Origin of the sequence: Collinsella sp. CLA-ER-H2, from assembly GCF_040092405.1 — a bacterium.
Taxonomy (GTDB): domain Bacteria; phylum Actinomycetota; class Coriobacteriia; order Coriobacteriales; family Coriobacteriaceae; genus Collinsella.
In genome coordinates, this window is sequence record NZ_JBBNLO010000032.1 from 1 (window position 1) to 20,780 (window position 20,780).

Below are 20,780 nucleotides of genomic sequence, written 5' to 3' on the forward strand. Positions count from 1 at the left end.
TTCGCGGCGGCGGTCGGCCCCATGCCGTCCTCCGTCGCCAGGAGGAAGAGCTCGACCTTCTCCCTGCTGTACATGCGAACCTCCAGTCCGGACCGCCCCGCGGTCCAACTTTCTGTCCGCACCCCCATTCGAGCCAAAAGTGGGAGATTATCCACTCTCGTTCTAATCTAGTTACGGTGCCGTATCCCCGAACTACATCAAGTTGCAAACAGCCGCCGCGAAGGCAACGGGGTCCTCGGGCAAAATGCCCTCGACCAGCAGAGCCTGGTCATAGAGCAGACCGGAGTACTGCTTGATCTTGTCGGCGTCGCCTGCCTTCTGGGCAGCGACAAGCTTGTCAAAGACCGGGTGCTTGGCGTTGAGCTCGAGCACGCGTTGGCTCTTGGGCATGCCGTCGGGCGCGCCCTCGGGTCCCTTCTGGAGCACCTTCTCCATCTCGAGCGAAAGTGGGCCCTCGGTGGTGATACAAGCGGGGGCATCGGTCAGGCGCGCGGAGACGGCGACTTTCTCGACCTTGTCACCGAGCGCCTCCTTCATAGCGCTAAAGAGGTCCTCGTTCTCCTTGGTGGCGTCCTCGGCCTCCTTCTTCTCGTCCTCGGTCGCCAGGTCAAGATCACCGGTCGCAACGTTCTTGAGCTCTAGATGACGATCCTCGACCTCGGGCTCGGCACCGTCGGCCACAGCCTTCTCGGCAGCCTCGCGGGCAGCATCGTCCTCGTAGATCTTGGGCATATCGGCGGCAACGTACTCACGCATAGCCTGGAACGTGAACTCATCCACATCCTGCGTCAGCAGCAGCACGTCATAGCCGCGGTCGAGCACGCCCTTTACCACGGGCATCTTGGCCAAGCGCTCACGCGAGTCGCCGGCGGCGTAGTAGATGGCCTTCTGATCCTCAGGCATGCCCTTGGCATACTCGGCCAGGGTAATCATCTTCTGTTCCTTGGCAGACCAGAACAGCAACAGGTCGGCGAGCTCATCGGCCTTCATGCCATAGCTCGAGTAGATGCCGTACTTAAGACCGCGGCCAAAGTTCTCAAAGAACTTCTCGTAGGCCTCGCGGTCGTTGTCACGCATATCCTCAAGGTCGGCGGTAATCTTCTTTTCCACACGCTTGGCGATGGCCTTGAGCTGACGGTTCTGCTGCAGCGTCTCGCGCGAGATGTTGAGCGACACGTCGGCGGAATCCACGACGCCGCGGACAAAGTTGTAGTAGTCGGGCAGCAGGTCGTCGCACTTCTCCATGATCAGGACGTTGGAGCTGTAGAGCGCCAGACCCTTCTCGTAGTCCTTGCTGTACAGATCGAACGGCGCGCGTCCCGGCACAAACAGCAGGGCGTCATACTCGAGCGTGCCCTCGGCGTGGAAGCTGATGGTGCGCGCAGGATCGTCAAAGTCGTGGAACGTGGACTTGTAGAACTCGTCGTAGTCCTTCTGCTCGACATCGGAGCTGTGCTTCTTCCAGATCGGTGTCATGGAATTGACGGTCTCGAGCTCCTGGTAGTCCTCGTACTCGGGCTTGTAATCGTCGCCGGCGTCCTCGGGCTTGGGTTTCTGGCGGCTCTTGGACACCATCATCTGGATCGGGTAACGCACATAGTTACTGTACTGCTGAATCAGGCTCTTGAGACCCCACTCGGTCAGGAAGCGATCGTAGGTCTCGGCCTCGCCGTCGGCATCGAGCTTCTCGTTCTCGCGCAGCGTCAGGATGACATCGGTACCGTGCTCGGCGCGCTCGCCGTCCTCGATGGTGTAGCCCTCAAGACCGTCGGATTCCCACACATGGGCGACATCCTCGCCGTAGGCGCGGCTGACGACCTTCACATGGCTGGCGACCATAAAAGCCGAGTAGAAGCCCACGCCAAACTGACCGATGATGTCGACATCGGAGCCCTGCTGCTCGGCGTTCTCGGTCTTAAACTCCTCGGAGCCGGAATGGGCGATGGTGCCCAGATTGCGCTCCAGCTCCTCGGCGGTCATGCCAATGCCGTTATCCGAGATGGTAATGGTGCGGGCGTCTTTATCAAAGGAGACGCGAATGGCCAGGTCGCCCTGGTCGATCTTGACGCTCGGGTCCTGCAGGCTCTTAAAGTTGAGCTTGTCGACGGCGTCGCTCGCGTTAGAGATAAGCTCGCGCAGGAAGATTTCTTTATTGGTGTAGATGGAGTTGATCATGAGGTCGAGCAGTTTTTTGCTCTCGGTCTTAAATTGACGCATGTGCAGTCCTTTCGCGCTACCCCTGTCCGCAAAAACGGCTCGGTCGCCCGAGCCGCATCGCAGACCTGCTATGTTCAGACTTAGATTTTATAACCCATTAACGCGCATATATACATACGGAATCGAAAAACTGTATGTCCGAGCGCTCTGATGCGCCAATTGCCAAGGAGTGTCCCAAACTGCCGGCAGGAAAGGAACGTTCCTATCTGCCATCTACGCGCTTGGCCATCCAGGCATGAGGCTGGCCCTCGTCTTCGTAGTCCACCGGGGCAATCTGCGTGTAGCCCGCCTTGGCATAGAGCGGCAGCACGTATTCCTGAGCATGCAGCTTAATGAGCTTGGCGCCGGCATCACGCGCGCACGTATCACTGGCCTCGACAATCTTGCTCGCCAAACCGCGACGGCGCATGCTCGGCAGCACGGCCACGCGCCCCATAATGTAGGTCTCCCCCGCCGCGACACCTTCGTCCAAGTCGCACGCCGGCGACACCGGAGCCTCTGCGTCAGCCGCGCGCTCAAGCTCTTCGGGAAACACGCGCGAGCAACCGGCAAGCTCGCCGTCTACATAGAGCGTCACATGAATGCAGTTCGGATCCTCGTCGATAGCGTCGAACTCATTCTCGTAGCCCTGCTCGTCCATAAAAATGACGCGGCGCACCAACGCCGCGTCATCAAAGCATCCCGTCTTAAGTTGGATATCCATGGCTGCCCTTTCATTCAATGCGAACGTTAGGGACAGATTTTAGCGAAAATGAGCTCCGCGCACGCTAAACTTCGCGCGAGCCTTCGCCAGGCAATCGTAATGACCCACGTTATGGGCATCGCTCGCGATGAAGCTGTACAGGTTCTGATCGAACAGGCGCTGTGCCGGCTTTTTCTCGCGACCAAAGCGACCGCCGGCAATAAAGTCCGCCGAAGCCTGCAGCTTGCAGCCCATATCGACCAGGCGCTCCGCCACGCTTACATCCTTTTGAACCGCACGATAGCGCTCAGGATGAGCGATGATCACCTGGTAGCCACGGCACTGCAAATCGTAAATCGTGTTCTCGTACTCTCTAAACGCATACGCATCGGCATGCGTCGAAAGCTCGAGCAGAAACTCGTTGGTCCCATCGAAATGCAAGTGCTCCGCGGCATCGATACCAAGCTCAACGAGCTTTCGATGGTTGACCTCGAAGCCCATCTGGAGCGGAAAACCGTCAGCGTTATCGCGCAGCAGCTCAAAGGCATCCCACATCTTGTCGTAATCAAAATAGGGATCACGGCAGTGAGGAGTGCAAACAATTCTGGTTACACCAGCCCGCTTGGCAGCCTCGAGCATCGCCAAGCTCTCATCGAGATCGGCGGCGCCGTCGTCTACACCCGGCAAGATATGGCAATGAATGTCACGCATAGGTCAGCCTTAATCAACTAAACGTTTGCTCGGTTGGTGAAGATGCCCTTTTTGGAAGTCCCCTGATCGTCGGAGCCCTTCTTAACCTTCTTACCGTCCTTGGTGTAGTAGGAGTAGTAGTACTCGCTGGTCTCGGTCTCGCAGTAGTTCATAACGGTACCGATGAGCTTGACCTTCTCGGACTTCTTAAGCTGACCGATGGCGTTGAGCGCCTCCTCGCGCTTGGTGAAGTCCTCGCGCACCACGAACAGCGTGCCGTCGGTCAGGCTGGCAATCTCGGCAGCATCGATGAAGGTGCCGACCGGGGGAGCGTCGAAGATGACGTACTGGAACTTAGCAGACAGTGCCTTTACCAGCTTGGCAAAGCGGTGAGAGACGATGATGTCGGCAGGATTGGGAATATGCGGCTCGGCATCAAGGAAGTAGAAGTTCTTCTGACCCGTCTCGACAATTGCCTGGTCAATGGAGATCTGCTCGGAAAGAACCGCATAGAGTCCGCCGCGCGAACGAACGCCGAGCATATCGGAAAGGGACCTGCGGCGCATATCGGCCTCAACCAGGAGCACGGACTTGCCACTCGTGGCAATTGCCTGAGCAAGGTTAATGGAAACCGTAGACTTGCCCTCGTTGGGAATCGAGGAGGTAACGGTGATGGTGCGAATGGGGTCGTCCACGCTCGCAAAGCGGATGTTGGCCAGAAGGGTCTTGGCGGCATTCTGTACAACGAGCTTATCGGTGTTCTTTGCCTTAGCCATGCCTATTTACCACCTTTCATAGCCGGAATTCGGCCAACAACGGGAATGCCCAGGAGCTCTTCTGCCTCTTCGGCACCGCGGATGCGGGTGTTGAGCATGTCTGCCAAAACGACATAGGCAACTGCGATAAAGATGCCCGCGAGGAACGCGACAGCAACGTACAGCATACGCTTGGGGCCGCTGGGGGCTTCGGGGGTCTTAGCCTCGTCGATAACGTTGATGCTCTGGGCAGCGCCGACGTTCTGAGCGACCGTACTCACCGAGCTAGCTATGGCCTTTGCGACCTTAGCCGTCTCCTTGGCATCGGTGCCGGTAACCGAAAGCGTAATGACACGCGTGGTGGTCTCGGAGGAAACAGACACCTTGTAGTCATCCAGATCGGTGAGGCCCAGTTCATTGGCTGCGCCGCTCTTAACGCTATCGCTATCCAGCAGCGTGGCGATATCGTTGGAAAGCATCTGACTCGCCGAGAGATCGTTGTAGCTCATCTGACCGCTATCGTCGGTCTTGGCGAGAATGTACATGCTCGTCGTCGCGGTATAGGTGTTGTCCATCGCAACGAAGGACACGATGCCCATGGCGATCGCGCAGACCACCGGAAGGGTGATGACCAGCTGAAGGTGCTTCTTCAGCAGCTGGAACAGTTCGAGAAGGGTCATGCAGCTTGCCTTTCATTTCCCCAGTTCGGATTGACAAAACTGTCCGTATGTTATCGCATCTTTTTACCGAGACCAAACTCTATACATAAGAAACAGGCTCTCCTGTAAAAATGTCGGAAGCAATCGTAAAATTGCACAACAACGCCGCACCCGAAAGTCAAATGCGGCGTCTACATCAATATCTATGTTGTATCGCTATGCGAATGGCTCGTCCTGCTGTATGGGAAACGTCACCGTAATGGTGGTTCCCACGCCCAACTCGCTCGACAGATCGAGCGTGGCGTGATGATACAGGGCCGCATGCTTGACAATGGCAAGCCCCAGACCGGTTCCGCCGCGTGCCTTGGACCTACTCTTGTCCACGCGATAGAACCGCTCAAATACCTTGCCCTGTTCTTCAGGCGCGATACCGATTCCCGTGTCGGCGACCGCAAGGAACGGATGGCCTTCGTCGTTGGTGCCGCACTGCAGCGTAACCGTACCGCCGGGTCGATTGTAGCGGATGGCGTTGCTTGCCAGATTATAGATGAGCTCGTCAATCAAGCGCGACACGCCCTCGATGACCACAGGCTTGGTCTCATGACTTATCGTCACATTCGCCTGACGGGCGACCTGTTCAAGACGCTGCTCGACCGCGTAGATGGCACGCGAGAGCTCAATAGGCTCCGTGGACCCAATGGGCACCGCCTCGCCCTCAGCTGCACGCTCGGCCTCGTCCAAGTTAGACAGCGTAAGGATATCGTTGACAAGCGCTGCCAAGCGGCCCGCCTCACGATAGATGCGACCGCCAAAGTTGCGCAGGTCGCCCTCGCCCTCGACCATGCCGTTTGCGATGAGCTCGGCATAGCCCGAAATCGCCGTAAGCGGCGTCTTGAGCTCATGGGTGATATTCGCCGTGAACTCGCGGCGCATACGGTCGTTGTCCGCTAGCACCGCCATTTGGCGCTTGAGTTCCTGGCGCTGCGACTCGATACGCTCAAGCATGGGGACCATCTCGGCATAGGCGTGCTCATAGCTACGGCGTGGGTGGTCCAAATCCACCTCTTGCAACGGCGCGATGATGGCACGGGACTCGCGGCGCGCCATAAAAAACGAGAGTACCGCACCCGCTGCTGCGATAAGCAGCATCGGCGCCACCATCGACAGCAAAATCGCCGCAACGCCAGGCTGGGCCTGCGCCAAGCGGACAACCTGGCCGTTATCAAGGGCGACGGCGCGATACAGCATAATCTCGTCGAGCGTAGAGCTTGCGCGCTCCGCGGAACCCAAACCACTCTCAAAGGCCTCGATGACCTCGGGGCGATCGCCATGGTTGGGCAGTGTGGAAGGCGACGCCTCGTTGTCGTAGGCAACCGATCCATCCTTGTTAATCAGCGTGATGCGCAAGTCCTCGCGATCGAGACTACGCAAGAACGGGATGGGCTCCTGCTGTCCGTCGAGAGCGGCAGCAATGAGCTCGGTTTCCTGCGCCAGATTGGCACTCGTGGCATCCGCCAAGGTGTTTTGCACAAAGAACGCACCCAGCACCGTAAACGCCACGATAACCGCCATGGCGCAGACAAAGATCGTCACAAAAACGCGGTGCGACAGCGTATGTTTTCCCTGGGGGGCGAAGACCACGGGTTACTCCTCCGATGCGGTGGCCGCGGTGTCGTCGCCTTTGGCACCATCGCCGGCAGAAGGCTCGGCCAAGCGGTAGCCCACGCCGCGCACGGTCTCGATGGCGCTGGCATGCTCGCCCAGTTTTTGGCGAAGCGTCTGCACGTGCACGTCAACGGTGCGCGAACCGCCGTCGAAGTCCCAGCCCCACACGCTCTGCAGCAACGACTCGCGGGTAAAAACCACGCCGGGCTTGCGCATGAGGTACTCGAGCAGGTCGAACTCGCGCAGGGTGAGCTTAAGCGGCTCGCCGGCAACGGTCACCTCGCGATGGCTGGGCGAGAGCACGATGTCGCCCACGCTGAGCACATCGCTCGCCTGCTTGACCATGCCGCCGCGACGCAGCAGTGCGCGGCAGCGGCTCGCAAGCTCCATGAGCGAAAACGGCTTAGTCAGGTAATCGTCGGCACCGCCATCGAGCGCCATCACCTTGTCGAGCTCGGTATCCTTGGCGGTAAGCATCATGATGGGCACCGTCGCCGTCAGGCGATCGGCACGCAGTCGACGCATAATCGCCAAGCCATCGGTATCGGGCAGCATGATGTCGAGCAGGACGGCATCGGGTACCCGTCGCGCCACGGCAGCCTTAAACTCACCGTCGCACGAAAAGCCTTCGGCCTCAATCCCCTGCTTGCGCAGCGCATAGACCGTCAAATCCCTGATGTTGTCATCGTCCTCGACGTAATAGATCATGTTGAACCCCTTTGCGGCCGGCATGACCGCATCTTAACCCTAAAGGTACCTTTACTAGATGGTATCAGCCAAAACGCCCCGTCAAATAATCCGCCGTGCGCGGATCGGTCGGATTCTTGAAGAGTTGCGCGGTGGGCGCGTGCTCCACCAGCTCACCCAGCAAAAAGAATGCGACCGAATCGGAGATACGCGCCGCCTGCTGCATATTGTGCGTAACGACCACGAGCGTGCAGGTCTCTTTGAGCTCACAGGCCAGCTGCTCCACCACGAGCGTCGACACAGGGTCGAGTGCCGAGGTCGGCTCGTCCATCAGCAGAATGTCGGGCTGCACGGCCAGCGCGCGGGCGATGCACAGACGCTGCTGCTGGCCGCCCGAAAGACCCAGACCCGACTCTTTGAGCTTGTCCTTGACCTCATCCCATAGCGCAGCGCGACGAAGGGAGTCCTCGACCAGCTCGTCGAGCACGACGCGGTCGCGCACACCCATACCGCGCGGCCCATAGGCGACGTTGTCGTAGATGCTCATGGGAAACGGGTTGGGGCGCTGGAACACCATGCCCACGCGCTGGCGCAAACGGCAGATGTCGTAATCGCCCAGGATATCTTGACCATCGAGCGCAATCTTGCCCTCGATACGGCAATCCTTGATGCCGTCGTTCATGCGGTTAAAGCAGCGCAGCAACGTAGACTTTCCGCAGCCCGAAGGCCCGATAAATGAGGTGATCTGCTTGTCGCGGATCTTGATATTCACGTCCTTGAGCGCATGATGGTCGCCATAGAACAGGTCGAGGCCCTCGACGTCGATGCGCGTCGGCGAGGCGGCAAGATCCTCTGCCGTGGGGCGAGTCGCATCCCCAACCTCGCGCTCGTGCGCGGCCTCGGCCTGCGCTTCCATGAGTTCTTCAAGCTCCGTGGGCTCCACAGCCGCAGCAGCCGTCATACCGCATACCTCCACATCGATATCAATTCAGCAGTATCGATAGTAGAAATCGCGGCTCATATGCACGTGAGCGCATTGTCAAGTGTTTGTAAGGGCACGCTGGCTATGCGGCGGGCAGCTCGATGGTGAATATCGTGTGTTCGGGCGTCGATTCACATGCAACGGTACCGCCGTGTGCCGCGATGATCTCCTTGGCAATAGCAAGGCCCAGACCGGCACCACCGCGATTGGTCGCACGCGCCGCATCCAGGCGATAGAACTTCTCAAAGATCACCTTGAGCTTAGCCGCAGGGATAGGATCGCCCTGATTGATAAAGCGAACGCGCACGCCGCCATCGTCTTGGCGCCCGGCCTCAATCGTGATAGTCGAGCCCTCATAGCTATAGGCGACGGCGTTTTTCATGATGTTGTTGAACACGCGAGCCATCTTGTCGCCATCCACGAGCACCGTCAGGTCCTCGTGGATATCAACTTGGGCTTCCTTATGCTGCTCGTTGAGGATGGGATAGAACTCGTCAGCCACCTGAGCCAGCAGCAACCCCAGATCAACATAGCCGCGCGTGAGCACGATATCGTGGAAGTCAAAGCGTGTGATATCGAAGAACTCTTCGATGAGTGCATCGAGCCGGTGCGCCTTGTCGAGAGCCACGCCCGTAAAGTGCGCACGTTGCTCAACCGGCAGCTCAGGAGCCTCTTGCAGCAGCGAAAGATAGCCCACCACACTGGCAAGCGGGGTGCGTAGGTCATGTGCCAAGTACGTGACCAGATCGTCCTTGCGATGCGACTCGTCACGCAAGGCCTGTTGCACCTTGCGCTCACGGTCACGCACGCGGGTAAGGGCGCCCTCGACCTCCAAGAAGTCGCCGTCGATGTTGTCCCAGGTGTCGGGGTGATCGATCAGGCGATCTTGAATACGAGCGGCCAGCACACAATCGGCATGCTGCTCGCCCTGTTCGTAGCCCTGGTAGTACAGGGCGCGGCCACACAAGAACAGCACGCACGCGGCAAGCGCCAGCACAAAGCCAAGCATGTTGAATACAAAGCCGGCATCGAACAGCACCGGCCCTTCGATGCCGCCGAGCGCCATGGCGCCAATCGCCAACGTCATGGCCCACGCGGCGCCGCCAATCACCACGCAGCGGCACACGATCTCAAATCGATCGATCAGCAAAAAGCCGACAAGCAGCACCGCCAAGATTCCGACGATGTTGTCGATGCCAATCAGCAGCAGGCTCAGCAAAAAGAGCAGCACCGTTGCAAGCGCGCGGTTGTCGACGACCGACCTCACGTATTCAAAGAGCCGATCGGGCACCTCGAACGCTTGCCTATCGTCTTTTGTCATATCAAGATCCTCACAAGCGAAAAGCGTTATTCGATTATGTAGCCGACGCCCCAGACGTTTTTGATAAAGCGCGGCTTTTGTGCGTCGTCGCCGATCTTTTCGCGCAAGTGGCGAATGTGCACCATCACCGTATTGTTGGAGCCGGGCATAAAGTCCTCGTTCCACACCGCGCGGAACAGGTCCTCCACAGCCACCACGCTGCCGCGATGCTCGACCAGATACAGCAAGATTGAATACTCGGTGGGTGTGAGGCGTACCGGTGAACCGTCCACCGTTACGGAACGAGCATCGCGGTTGATCTCCAAGCCGTCGAGCTGAATGGTCGGCGACTCGGCCGCCTGCGCACGGCTACCGTAGCTGTTGTAGCGGCGAAGCTGAGCGTGCACACGCGCGATGAGCTCCAGCGGGCGGAACGGCTTAACCACGTAATCGTCCGCACCAAGCGAAAGGCCCTCGATCTTGTCTTGCTGGGCATCGCGCGCCGTCAGCATGATCACAGGATAGGTATGGCTGGAACGGATTGTACGCAGCAGCTCAAATCCATCGATATCGGGCAGCATGACATCCAGCAGCGCCAAATCGAACTCCTGCTCCAAGATTGCCTTGGCAGCATCGGCCCCGCTATAGGCAATCTGGACATCAAAGCCCTCTTTTGTAAGGTAGATACCAACCAAGTCGGCGATGGCCTTCTCGTCATCAACTACCAGTATGCGCTCGTTCATGCGTGCTCCTCTCGCGCTCCATTATGCGCGAGGCGAGGCACGCCACACACAACAAGCGTGGGCGATTAAGTCGGCCTTAAGCACCCTTGTGCCCGTTCGGGAGCGGATGTGGGCCACGCACGCACGCGATGATCGCCGACGCCGGCAAACGATATACTCTAGTTCCAGAAGAGACCATCCCGTCGAAAGCGAAATCTGTGAAGTCCCTCACCTCTTTTGCAAAGCGCTCAGCCCAGCTTGCCGCCGGCTTTGTCTGCGCTATCGCCCTTGCCGCTGGCGCGCCCACCGTCGCCGGCGCCCAAGTGTTCACGACCGACAATGTTTGCGGCAAAACCGCCGATGCGCGCGGCATCACGGCCGAAAACCTGCCCGATATCGATGCGACCAATGCCCTCGTCATGGGCAAAGACGGCACCGTCTACTATGGGCGCGGCGCCGATGAGCAGGTCAAGATTGCCTCGATCACCAAGGTCATGACCGCAATCCTAACCGTCGAGAATTGCAAGATGGACGAGAAGGTCACGGTGAGCAACGCCGCAGCCACCGTGGGTAATTCGACCGCCGGCTTGCTCGAAGGCGACGAGCTTACCGTGGAGCAGGCACTACGCGGTCTGATGATTCCTTCGGGCAACGACGCCGCCATCGTGCTCGCCGAATATGTGGGCAAGAAGATCGACCCCAAGACCAAAGACGCCGAGGCCACATTTGTGAAGGCCATGAACGAGCGCGCTAAGAAGCTCGGCTGCACCGGTACGCTTTTTGAAAACCCGCATGGTCTGGACTTCGATGAGTGGGCTGGCGATATGCACTCAACCGCACACGACGTAGCGCTGATGATGCAGGAGGCCATGAAAAACGACACGATCCGCGAGGTCGTAGCGAGCGAGGATTCCTGGATCGAAGTCACGGGCGCCGACGGCACCGACCATTCGCATTCCATGGACACGCATAACTATTTGCTGGGCCAAGATGGCAACATCGGTGGCAAGACCGGCACCACCGACGATGCAGGCTATTGCTTTACGGGTGCCTACAACCGCGATGGCGACGAGATCTACACCGTCGTTTTGAACTCCACCACCACCGACCAGCGCTTTACCGATACCGCAACCCTTGCCAATTGGTACTACGGTCACAAGGTGACGGTCGCAATCGCCAACACGCAGGAAAAGACCGCCAACGGCAACCCGCTTATGGCACGCATTGGTCAAACCGACTGGACGGATAAGACGATCGACGCCACGCTCGCCGATCCCACAGCGCAAGCGACCGTGTTTTCCCTTGCCGGCGAGGTGACCGAAAAGGTTAGCTACGACGATCTTTCGGGCACGGTGCATGTGGGCGACAAAGTGGGCAGCGTTACGCTCAAGCAGGACGGCACCAAGATCGCCGTCATGGACCTGGTTGCCGACGAGGAAGGCACAGGGCCGAATCCCATTGAATGGCTCCTCGTGAAGCTCGACCGCTTGGGCCGCCGCATCGACAACCGCCCACTTGCGGCAGAGAGCGAGACCGTAGCCAAGGCTCCTGAGATGTAGGGCGCAAGAATAATAAGTCCACTGAAAGGAGGCGTCCGAAAGGATGCCTCCTTTTTGAGGGTTCGAATCCCCAGCCGCCATTCTTGATAATAAAAAAGGGCCCCAAATGGGACCCTTCTTCAAATTCGTACTGGCGGAGAGCTGGGGATTCGAACCCCAGATGCCCTTTTGGGGCATACTCGCTTAGCAGGCGAGCACCTTCGGCCTCTCGGTCAGCTCTCCGTAACAGCCGTTCTATAGTAACCAAACAGCCAAGGATGGGCAAGAGAAAATTTTCTAATTGCCTAGCATCCTTTCCTCCTTGGAAGCTTCGCCTACCCCAGCGAGCGGTTGAGGGAGCCGAGCTCGTCGTTGCCCATAGTGCGCCACATTTGGAAGATGCAACCGCGTGCCAGGAAAAAGAAGCCGTTGTCGACCAGTTGAACAGCGGCATCTACCAGCTGATTCGTCACGGCGGACACTGGCGGCAGCTCGAGTCCAGCCTTGTGGATGGTCTCAACCGCTTCTTCGAACGTCGGAGGCTCGCTGACGCCCATCTCGTTCATAAGGCCCTGCATTTCTTCCAGCGCGCTGCTGCCCGACTCCTCGCCGCGCGGCACCAGACGGTAACAAGCCAGCGCCAGGTCGAGCTGATCGCAATTCCAATAGGCAAACGCCAAGCGATAGAACAGGTAGCCGATTGCAGAACGATCGCTGGCAATACGTAGGCCGTGGCGCGCCACCTCGATAATCTCGTCAAAGCGCTCCAGACGCGCAAGCACGTTGATGAGCGCAAAGTGCGATTGCATGGACGAGCGCGCCAGATCGTAAAGATGGCGCACCTCGGGCAGCGCTCGTTCAAAGTCCTCTTGCTCGGCGTAAAAGCTGCAGATCTCGTGCTGGGCAAAGTACAGCGCATCGGGCGCACGGAGGATTCGCACAGAGCGATCTTCTTCCAACACCGGTAGCACCATGCGCACCAGCTGGTTGTCACAAAACTGCGTTTGAACCGGACCTGTCGCCAAAAGCTCGGCGACGGCGCACTTAGCCTCTAACTCCTCGACAAGACGGGAAAAGCCTTCAAAGGCACCTGTACGGTCGACTTTTGCCTGCTCGCGCAATTCAACAACACGGGCCACGTATGGGTCGTCGTCCTCTTCCATGACCTCCAACTCATCAGCCGTATCGGCAAGCAGCAGATCGCGCAGCGCCGGCGGCAGCGTGCGATGGTCATCACGCGGACGAGCATGAACCTCCGCAGGCTCAATCGTCTCCGGAGCGGTTGACTCATACGCCTCAAGCACACACTTGCACGGCATATCGTCCATGTCCATGCTCTCAAGATCCTTGGCGACAGGCACGCAATCGGCCAGATAGGCCGCGCGCCCAAAGAAATACGTTGCGACAACGCGCTCGCCCTGCTCACTGTCGGTAGCAGCAATCTGCACATAGCAGCGCGTGATGCAGGTGCCCGCGGCAAAACACGCTGCCGCAAGCGTGAGTGCCACACGTGCATCGTGCTCCGCGGCCCAGATCGCGCGCGTGTCCTTGTCCAGCTCGCGCCAAGCGTCATCTTGAGCGTCGTATTCACGTTGCGGCATGGCATCAACGACAGACTGCCCAAACCGAACGAGCATAATCCCCTCGGCAACGTTTACTCGATAGGTATAGTCGAGCCGCGTGACCACGTTGAGCGCCTCGACAATACGCGCGAAGCGGGTACGCACATCCCACTCACCGCCCGGCTGGCAAGCCACCGTACCCGGTTTGCCCCACGGGTTATCGCTCGAGGCCGTATCGAGCAGTCGGGGAACATCGTTGGTCGTCTTGGCGATATGCCACGCATCAAAGAGCGCGCAGCCCTCAAGGCTCGGCGAGGATGCCGCAGGGGCCAATCCGGCCCCGATGCGCTCGAGGATGCCGGAGAGGCGGTTGAGACGGCACTCGATGGCAAGCAGCATGTCAATCTCGTCCTGGTCCAGCAGGCTACGATCAAAATTGAGATAGAACAACTTTGACCGGTCGATGCGCGCTAGGCTCATTTCTGACTTGGCGGCAATGGTGCGCAAACGGGGCAAGTCGACCTCGCTCATAAGGGCGGCGGCATAACGCTCGATACCACTCGGATTCTCGGCATGGTCAACGCGGTAAAGCAGCGTCTCGATAGCATCGGGGAGCGGTGCCGTGTTAAAGCCCAAAAACACCTCGACCGGCTCGGGCAGCTTTACGAGCTTTATTTTGTCGACAACGTTTTGCATGTCCGCATCGAGACCGTCGACGCCCGCCGTGTTCGCAATAGCGCTTTCGGAGTTGGCAAATATCACGTAGCGCAGGAACATCGATGCCATGAACTCGCCGTAAGGAAGGGCGCGGATCGAATTCCATGTCTCGTGGTCGGACCGCTCGCGCATGGGCCCTTCGGGACAACCGACAGTTTGCGCACATGCGTGCATTGCACCGTTGGCTTCCCTTACCATAATCTCACCAATACTGGAGTCCGACTCGTCAAGGACCAGTTCCATGTCGGGATCGTTGGGCAGCGGAGCCTCGCTGACGGGGCGGTCCACCTTGTACACCTCACCCGAAACGCTTACGTAGCCCAAAAGCGACACATGACTTTTGCCGACGAATTCGACGACATAACAAGATTCATGCTGATCCTCGCCAAAGAGTTTCCAGACCACGCCATATGAGCGTCCCGCAGGCTGCTCGGGCATCGCCGGAAAGCGCTTCTTGGGATCGAGAAACCTGAGCTTGTATGTCGGACGCTCTGCCACGAAATATCACCCTGATCGGTCGTTGAGAGAAGGAGTGGTCGCGGATGGGCCGCGACACCTACTCGGAATCTTACACGAGTCGATAAGAAATCGTCCGCTTCACGCCCGCGCCTCGACCGAGGTTCGAATCCATGCAGTGCTTACGTAAAAGAAAAGCCCCCGTTGCCGGAGGCTTCAAGTTCAATTGGTGCGGCGTATAGGATTCCGCGCATCCGCTGCGCGGATCCGCACCGGCTTCGCCCGCCTGCCGGCGCGCTCGCCCGCGGGCTAAAAACGCTCCGCGTTTTCTTTACGCCCGCGCCTCGACCGAGGTTCGAATCCGTGCAGCGGCGACATAAAAGAAAAGCCCCCGTTGCCGGAGGCTTCAAGTTCAATTGGTGCGGCGTATAGGATTCGAACCTATGACGTTCTGATTCGTAGTCAGACCCTCTATCCAGCTGAGGTAACGCCGCGACTTGTTGATTATTATGCACATGGACTGAATAAAGGTCAAGCGTTTTTCAAAAAAAGTTATTGAATTTGATTTTTACTCATTTAGACCACTTGATGCGATCCTCGACGCATCGCGATATAAGAAAAGCTCCCGTTGCCGGGAGCTTTAAAATCAATTGGTGCGGCGTATAGGATTCGAACCTATGACGTTCTGATTCGTAGTCAGACCCTCTATCCAGCTGAGGTAACGCCGCAACGCACGGATTATTATGCACGTGACCCCTCGATGGGTCAAGCGACAATTTGGAAAAATTTTACGAAGTGATGATTAAGATGCTCGCACCTCGACCGAGGTTCGAATCCGTGCGGTGCCGGCGTAAAAGAAAAGCCCCCGTTGCCGGAGGCTTCAAGTTCAATTGGTGCGGCGTATAGGATTCCGCGTATCCGCTGCGCGGATCCGCACCGGCTTCGCCCGCCTGCCGGCGCGCTCGCCCGCGGGCTAAAAACGCTCCGCGTTTTCTTTACGCTCGCGCCTCGACCAAGGTTCGAATCCATGCAGTGCCGACGTAAAAGAAAAGCCCCCATTGCCGGAGGCTTTCAATTTCAATTGGTGCGGCGTATAGGATTCGAACCTATGACGTTCTGATTCGTAGTCAGACCCTCTATCCAGCTGAGGTAACGCCGCAGCGCAAGACATATAAAACCACTTTAGCTTATTGGAGTCAAGCACAATCTCAAACTTTTTTGTGGAACGCAGTTTTGTCATGCTGCTCCGCATATACCGCTGTTCCCCGTACGATCGATTGGCTTTTCGATCACGTCAAACTTGGCATCAAGTTCCCTCAGGAGCGATCTCACCCGCTGGGCACAATCATAATCGGCAAACGAGATGCTCAGCATGCGCGCGACCTGGTTGGAAGTCCCAACTCCATAGAAGTGCTCCAGCGCCACAAGCCCCTCGTGCGTCACAAAGGTCTCGACCACATGCGGCGACTCCTCAAAGCACCATTGTGTCAACGGACCCTCACTCGTCTGCCGAACCACCAGGCCGCCCATGCCAGACGGCTCACACGTTACAAGCAGGTACTCCCCGCCCTCGTCGCTCTCAAACAAAACCACCCGATCATCAAACAGCTCCATCGCGTCCCCTTTCTCTCGCTCTTATTTAGCAAAAGCATAGCAGGTAGATGGCTGTATACAGAACAGTTGTTCGTGTGTTTTCTATTGAGCTGTCCGCACGGCATGGTATGGACCTGCGCACGAAATAGGGCGCCCCCGAAGGAGCGCCCTTGCATATCCCCTATGCAGCCAACTTACGCGACCGGCTCGATCTTCTCGAGACCACCCATGTAAGGACGCAGGACCTCGGGAATCGTGATGGTGCCGTCGGCGTTCTGGTAGTTCTCCAGAATGGCGGCCATGGTGCGGCCGGCCGGCAGGCCGGAACCGTTGAGCGTGTGCAGGTAGCGCGAACCCTTGAAGTTCTCGGGGTCGCGGTACTTGATGTTGGCGCGGCGGGCCTGGAAGTCGCCGCAGTTGGAGCAGGAGCTGATCTCCTTGTAGGCGTTGTAGCTCGGCAGCCAGACCTCGACGTCGTAGGTCTGACGGGCAGAGAAGCCCAAGTCGCCGGTGCACAGGCTAATCACGCGATACGGAAGGCCCAGCTGCTGCAGCAGGTACTCGGCCTCGGCGGTCATGCTCTCGAGCTCCTCGTCGGACTCCTCCGGCTTAGCGAACTTGACCATCTCGACCTTGTCGAACTCGTGCTGACGGATGATGCCGCGGGTGTCGCGACCGGCGGAACCGGCCTCCTCGCGGAAGCAGGGGGTGAAGGCGGTGTAGCGGCGCGGCAGGGTGTCGGCGTCGAGGACCTCGCCGGCGTGCAGGTTGGTGAGCACGACCTCGGCGGTGGGGATCAGGAAGTTGTCGCCCGAGACGTGGTAGGCGTCGTCCTCGAACTTGGGCAGCTGACCCGTGCCAAACATGGTCTGACGCTTGACGACGATGGGCGGCCACCACTCCTTAAAACCACGGCTGGTGTGCGTATCGAGGAAGAAGTTGATGAGGGCGCGCTCCAGGCGGGCGCCGGCGCCACCGAGAACGGTAAAACGGCTGCCGGAGAGCTTGTTGCCGCGCTCGAAGTCGAGGATGTCCAGATCGGTGCCCAGATCCCAATGCGGCTTAAAGTCGAAGTCGAACTCGCGCGGGGTGCCCCAACGACGGCGCTCAATATTCTCGTCCTCGTCCTTGCCGTACGGCGTGGTCTCGCAAGGAATGTTGGGCAGGTGAGCCATGAAGTCGTACTGCTCCTGCTCGAGAGCAGTACGGCGCTCGGCCAGACCGTCAATCTTCTCGTTGACGGCGCGCACGGCCTCCTTGGCGGCCTCGGCCTCGTCCTTCTTGCCCTCCTTCATCAGGGCGCCGATCTTCTTGGACTCGGCGTTGCGCGTAGCCTGGAGCTCCTCGACCTCGGTGATGACGGCACGGCGCTCGTCGTCGAGCTCAAAGAACTTCTCGCGATCCCAAGACGTCTGGCGGTTAGCCATGGCGACATCGATGGCATCGGGGTTCTCGCGAACAAACTTGATATCAAGCATTAGATCCTCCGGCGATATACATTCCATTTAGGTTGCAACCTTGTACATGTATGGGCAAGTATATACTTATGAGCGTTTACGACCCAACTCAACTACGCAAGAAGGCACCCAATGGACGCAGTTTTTTCCTTTTTGTTTGGCACCCGCACCGGTTTTGCCATCCTTTTCGCCGGCGGCATCCTGTTATTTGCGATTCTTGCCTTTGTAATGGAGAAGCGTACCCATAAGATGTACGTCGACCGCGGACCCAAGTCCGAGGATGAGGAAGACAGCTTCTGGGACTAACCTGCCAAAAAGGGACAGGTTTATTTTGGTCTGTTTTATCTGGGCAAACGCAAGCGCCCCGCAACTGGAATTGAGCCAGTTGCGGGGCGCTTTTCGCTAAAAGGACAAAACCGCAGAAAATACCTGCCAAAAATAAACCCGTCCTTTTTTTGGTCGGTTTTACTGGAGAGTTGCGTCGATTGCCTTGACCAGGGCGCTGCGCATGCCGGCGTCCTCGAGCGCAACGACGCCCTTGATGGTGGCACCACCGGGCGAGCATACGGCATCCTTCATCGCCGCAGGATGCTGGCCAGTTGCAAGCTGCAGCTTTGCCGTACCCAGCACCATCTGGCTCACAATGCGATAGGCATCGGCACGCGGGATACCGTGCTTGACCGCTGCATCGCCCAGGGCCTCGATTGCCATGGCGACAAATGCCGGAGCGCAACCACCCACCGTGCCGCCCACGAACAGCAGGCTCGTATCGAGCTCGACCACCGCACCGAGCTTGCCAAGCAGATCAAGCACCACTGCGCTCTGCTCATCACTAAGCGTGGAAGCCTTCTCGCAGGCGATGACGCCCTCGCCCACCGAAACCGGTGTGTTGGGCACCGTCGAGATGTGCGCGACGCCCGGCAGGACCTGCTCCCACTTGGCACTGTCCCAAGTCCAGGCAACCGACAGAACGACCTTGTCGGCAAGAATGTCCTTGAGCGGGGCGAATACCTTCTCGATCATGTACGGTTTGACCGCAGCGACCACGATATCGGATGCGGCGACAACCTCGGCGGCATCGTGGCAAGCGGCCATCCCACGCGCCTCGCAGCGCTCAACCAGTGCGTCGTAGCGACCCGCGCAGGCGCACATGTCGCTCGCAGCTACACCGGCAGCGATCCAGCCATCGGCCATAGCGCTCGCCATATTGCCAAAACCGACAAATCCAATCTTCATATCGCATAGTCCTTTCAGACACATTCCTCAAAACGAAAGGTATTGTCCCACGCCATTGTTTCGTATTGCCGACCTATTTGTGATACGGCTCGCCACGACTGATCTTGCAGGCACGGTAAATCTGCTCTAGCAGCACCACACGCGCCAGGTTATGCGGCAAGGTAATGCGTCCAAAGCTGAGCATCTCGTCGGCGCGGGCGCGCACCTCATCACTCACGCCGTCCGAACCGCCGATTACAAAGGCAATGTCGCTGCTGCCTCGCAGCATAAGATCGTCGAGCCGCGCCGAGAGCTCCTCACTCGAACGCTCCTTGCCCTCGATAGCTAGCAGGATCACATGCGCCCGAGACGGCAATGCAGCAAGAATTGCCGCCCCCTCCTTGTCGCGTGCGGCATCCACGCCGCCCGCCTTAGCCGGGTCGATATCGGCCACCTCGCGGATATCAACCTTGGCATAGGCACCTAGGCGCTTGGTGTACTCAGCGCACGCGTCCTTCCAAAAGCGCTCCTTGAGCTTACCGACGCAAACGACGGTGTATTTCACGCGCGTCTACTCCTTCGAATCGTTTTGAACTTTGCTGGCTGTCAGCATCTGCTCGAACATCGAGGCCGACTGCGAGAAATCGCTCGGCAGCACGACCGTCGAGGTTTTACCCGTACGAGCGAACTCCGTCATCATCTCGGACCACTGCGTAAACATGAACAGCTGGTTGGCCTCGTCGTTACCGACTCCCGTCTCCTGGATGATCTCGAGCGAATCCTTGATGCCCAGCGCGATGGCCTTGCGCTGGTTGGCGATGCCCTCGCCCGCCTTTTCCATCGCCTCAGCCTCGGCGGTCGCCTCGGTGACGCGCTTGATGCGGTCGGCCTCGGCGAGCTCCTGCGCGGCAGCGCGCTTTCGCTGGGCGGCATTGATGTCGTTCATGGAGTTCTCGACCTCGGTCGGCAGCGCGATTTTGGTGATGAGTGTCGACACGAGGGTGAAGCCGTAGGCAGCCATCTGCTCGGACACGGTGGCATTAACGTCCTTGGCGATGTCATCCTTCTTGGCAAAGACCTCATCGAGTGTGTAGACGGGAATCGAAGAGCGCAGAGCGTCGGTGATGAAGTCACGCATCTGGTCGACGGGCTCCTGCAGCATATAGTAGCTCTTGTAGATGCCCGAATCTGCCGGGCCGGCGCCCATGTCATAGCTCACGTGGTACTGAGCAGAGACCTCAAGGCCGATGGTCACGTTGTCCTGGGTCTTAACGTCGATGCCAAAACCGTTTTTCATGGTGCGCAGACTCACCGTAGCGGCCTTGCGGTCGATCACGGGCACCTTCATGTGGAAGCCCGCGTTGACGATACGATTGAACTTACCCAAGCGCTCGATGATCACAGCGTGCTGCTGCTCAACGACGTAGCAGGCGTTGGGAAGCAACAGCAGCAGGATGATGATGGGAATCAAAAGGCTGGTAAGGGCAGCGATGATACCGGAAAACAGCATGGTCTCTCCTCTGATAGGCACACGTTGCCATTAGGATACCCGTCCAAGGAGATCGTGCACAACAAAAAGCCCCCATTGCTGGGAGCTCTTTCAATCAATGGTGCGGGCGAAAGGACGTCCGCGTATCCGCTTCGCGGATCCGCACCGGCTTCGCCCACCTGCCGGCGGACTCGCCAGCTCGCTAAAAACGCTCCGCGTTTTCTTGACGCTCGCTCCTTCGCAGGTTCAAGTCCCCGCGGTGGGCCCAAAAGACGATATGAGAAAGCCATTGGGGTCGCCTCCCCCGCGGCGCAGCTTCTTTCCGCGGGCTCGGGGTGCCACAATGGGCTTTGAGTATCGGCCCGTGCGGTAGCCCTTACCGCACCTGCGGGGA

General features: G+C 58.5%; 18 protein-coding genes and 4 tRNA genes. 2 read left to right on the forward strand and 20 right to left on the reverse strand.

What is annotated here, in order from left to right; translation table 11 throughout:
• Nucleotides 1-192: 192 nt before the first annotated feature.
• The 10 genes from htpG to AAAX59_RS08510 all read right to left on the reverse strand — a co-directional run bounded on the left by htpG (nucleotide 193) and on the right by AAAX59_RS08510 (nucleotide 10,380).
• On the reverse strand, nucleotides 193-2,217 hold the full coding sequence (gene htpG / locus AAAX59_RS08465; protein WP_099432638.1) for a molecular chaperone HtpG: 2,025 nt from the start codon (nucleotides 2,215-2,217) through the stop codon (nucleotides 193-195).
• A 202-nt stretch (nucleotides 2,218-2,419) separates the two neighbouring features.
• Entirely contained in the window at nucleotides 2,420-2,920 is a 501-nt protein-coding gene (locus AAAX59_RS08470) for a GNAT family N-acetyltransferase (RefSeq protein ID WP_099432637.1), read from the reverse strand.
• 39 nt (nucleotides 2,921-2,959) lie between these two features.
• Nucleotides 2,960-3,610 carry a CpsB/CapC family capsule biosynthesis tyrosine phosphatase gene (locus tag AAAX59_RS08475; protein WP_022094060.1) on the reverse strand — a complete coding sequence of 217 codons (651 nt, stop codon included), beginning with the start codon at nucleotides 3,608-3,610 and terminating at the stop codon, nucleotides 2,960-2,962.
• Nucleotides 3,611-3,627: 17 nt separating this feature from the next.
• Nucleotides 3,628-4,365, reverse strand: a complete 738-nt coding sequence (locus AAAX59_RS08480; RefSeq protein WP_055309657.1) for a CpsD/CapB family tyrosine-protein kinase — start codon at nucleotides 4,363-4,365, stop codon at nucleotides 3,628-3,630.
• Nucleotides 4,366-4,367: 2 nt separating this feature from the next.
• Complete coding sequence (locus tag AAAX59_RS08485) at nucleotides 4,368-5,024, reverse strand: Wzz/FepE/Etk N-terminal domain-containing protein (RefSeq protein WP_117786113.1); 657 nt, start codon at nucleotides 5,022-5,024, stop codon at nucleotides 4,368-4,370.
• A 195-nt stretch (nucleotides 5,025-5,219) separates the two neighbouring features.
• Nucleotides 5,220-6,644: an ATP-binding protein gene (locus tag AAAX59_RS08490; RefSeq protein ID WP_349071464.1), complete on the reverse strand. Its 1,425-nt coding sequence runs from the start codon at nucleotides 6,642-6,644 to the stop codon at nucleotides 5,220-5,222.
• Between the two features lie 3 nt (nucleotides 6,645-6,647).
• Nucleotides 6,648-7,376, reverse strand: coding sequence for a response regulator transcription factor (locus AAAX59_RS08495; RefSeq protein WP_117786111.1), 729 nt, complete (start codon nucleotides 7,374-7,376; stop codon nucleotides 6,648-6,650).
• Between the two features lie 64 nt (nucleotides 7,377-7,440).
• Entirely contained in the window at nucleotides 7,441-8,316 is an 876-nt protein-coding gene (gene pstB, locus AAAX59_RS08500) for a phosphate ABC transporter ATP-binding protein PstB (RefSeq protein ID WP_192923895.1), read from the reverse strand.
• Between the two features lie 103 nt (nucleotides 8,317-8,419).
• Entirely contained in the window at nucleotides 8,420-9,658 is a 1,239-nt protein-coding gene (locus AAAX59_RS08505) for an ATP-binding protein (RefSeq protein WP_349071465.1), read from the reverse strand.
• Between the two features lie 26 nt (nucleotides 9,659-9,684).
• Nucleotides 9,685-10,380, reverse strand: coding sequence for a response regulator transcription factor (locus AAAX59_RS08510; protein WP_349071466.1), 696 nt, complete (start codon nucleotides 10,378-10,380; stop codon nucleotides 9,685-9,687).
• A gap of 197 nt (nucleotides 10,381-10,577) precedes the next feature.
• Between AAAX59_RS08510 and AAAX59_RS08515 the strand changes: the two genes are divergently transcribed.
• Nucleotides 10,578-11,918, forward strand: coding sequence for a D-alanyl-D-alanine carboxypeptidase family protein (locus AAAX59_RS08515; RefSeq protein WP_349071467.1), 1,341 nt, complete (start codon nucleotides 10,578-10,580; stop codon nucleotides 11,916-11,918).
• Nucleotides 11,919-12,049: 131 nt separating this feature from the next.
• Here the strand turns inward: AAAX59_RS08515 and AAAX59_RS08520 are convergent.
• The 7 genes from AAAX59_RS08520 to serS all read right to left on the reverse strand — a co-directional run bounded on the left by AAAX59_RS08520 (nucleotide 12,050) and on the right by serS (nucleotide 17,703).
• Nucleotides 12,050-12,140: transfer RNA gene (locus AAAX59_RS08520), tRNA-Ser, on the reverse strand.
• Nucleotides 12,141-12,232: 92 nt separating this feature from the next.
• Nucleotides 12,233-14,674: a hypothetical protein gene (locus AAAX59_RS08525; RefSeq protein ID WP_349071468.1), complete on the reverse strand. Its 2,442-nt coding sequence runs from the start codon at nucleotides 14,672-14,674 to the stop codon at nucleotides 12,233-12,235.
• A 375-nt stretch (nucleotides 14,675-15,049) separates the two neighbouring features.
• A tRNA-Arg gene (locus AAAX59_RS08530) sits at nucleotides 15,050-15,126 on the reverse strand.
• Nucleotides 15,127-15,283: 157 nt separating this feature from the next.
• Nucleotides 15,284-15,360: transfer RNA gene (locus AAAX59_RS08535), tRNA-Arg, on the reverse strand.
• A 354-nt stretch (nucleotides 15,361-15,714) separates the two neighbouring features.
• Nucleotides 15,715-15,791 (reverse strand) — tRNA-Arg (locus AAAX59_RS08540).
• A 77-nt stretch (nucleotides 15,792-15,868) separates the two neighbouring features.
• Nucleotides 15,869-16,246 carry a hypothetical protein gene (locus tag AAAX59_RS08545; RefSeq protein WP_035136827.1) on the reverse strand — a complete coding sequence of 126 codons (378 nt, stop codon included), beginning with the start codon at nucleotides 16,244-16,246 and terminating at the stop codon, nucleotides 15,869-15,871.
• Nucleotides 16,247-16,419: 173 nt separating this feature from the next.
• Nucleotides 16,420-17,703 (reverse strand): serine--tRNA ligase, encoded by a 1,284-nt coding sequence (serS, locus tag AAAX59_RS08550; protein WP_349071469.1) that lies wholly within the window; start codon nucleotides 17,701-17,703, stop codon nucleotides 16,420-16,422.
• Between the two features lie 111 nt (nucleotides 17,704-17,814).
• On the opposite strand from serS, the gene AAAX59_RS08555 reads away from it, so the two are divergent.
• A complete protein-coding gene (locus AAAX59_RS08555) occupies nucleotides 17,815-17,988 on the forward strand; it encodes a DUF6724 family protein (protein WP_006235069.1) in 174 nt (57 codons plus the stop codon).
• Between the two features lie 159 nt (nucleotides 17,989-18,147).
• Here the strand turns inward: AAAX59_RS08555 and proC are convergent, their stop codons facing one another.
• From proC to AAAX59_RS08570, 3 genes are all read right to left on the reverse strand, one after another.
• Nucleotides 18,148-18,918, reverse strand: a complete 771-nt coding sequence (gene proC / locus AAAX59_RS08560; RefSeq protein WP_349071470.1) for a pyrroline-5-carboxylate reductase — start codon at nucleotides 18,916-18,918, stop codon at nucleotides 18,148-18,150.
• A 73-nt stretch (nucleotides 18,919-18,991) separates the two neighbouring features.
• A complete protein-coding gene (gene rlmH / locus AAAX59_RS08565; RefSeq protein ID WP_035136824.1) occupies nucleotides 18,992-19,462 on the reverse strand; it encodes a 23S rRNA (pseudouridine(1915)-N(3))-methyltransferase RlmH in 471 nt (156 codons plus the stop codon).
• Nucleotides 19,463-19,468: 6 nt separating this feature from the next.
• Nucleotides 19,469-20,407: an SPFH domain-containing protein gene (locus AAAX59_RS08570; RefSeq protein WP_215694900.1), complete on the reverse strand. Its 939-nt coding sequence runs from the start codon at nucleotides 20,405-20,407 to the stop codon at nucleotides 19,469-19,471.
• Nucleotides 20,408-20,780: the final 373 nt, after the last annotated feature.